Here is a 419-nt window from a genome sequence, read left to right as displayed (position 1 = left end):
CTTATTGCCGGGCGAAGGGTTGTTGTTCATCTCCATGTCGTGCCTGGCGGTATGATCCTCCCACCAGCGGATGCGCTCGATCAGCTTTTCACCCACCGCGCGGCTCTCGGCGCGCAAGGCGAGAAGATGTTCGGCGCCATAGATTTCGGGCGTCTCCGAGAGCACGGCCGTGCCGCCTTGCCCGACAAGCAGGTCCACCGCAGCACCCAGTGCCGGATTGGCGCTGATGCCGGAATAGCCGTCCGATCCGCCGCATTGCAGTGCTAGCACCAGTTCGGAGGCTGGTTGCGGCGTCCTTTCGGCAGCGTTCACCGTAGGCAGCATGTCGACGATCGCCTTGACGCCGGCCTCGACTGTCTTTCGCGTGCCGCCGGTTTCCTGGATCGTTATCGTGCGGAAAATCGTGCTCTCCTCGATGT

The 419-nt window shown here is 62.8% G+C and carries 1 pseudogene; it reads right to left on the bottom strand.

Annotated features, from left to right (window positions below):
* A pseudogene (locus tag EOA36_RS36905) lies at positions 1-419 on the bottom strand (UxaA family hydrolase); the annotation flags it as partial.

Origin of the sequence: Mesorhizobium sp. M8A.F.Ca.ET.021.01.1.1 (assembly GCF_003998025.1) — a bacterium.
Classification (GTDB): Bacteria; Pseudomonadota; Alphaproteobacteria; order Rhizobiales; family Rhizobiaceae; genus Mesorhizobium.
This window is presented reverse-complemented; position numbering and strand designations above follow the sequence as displayed.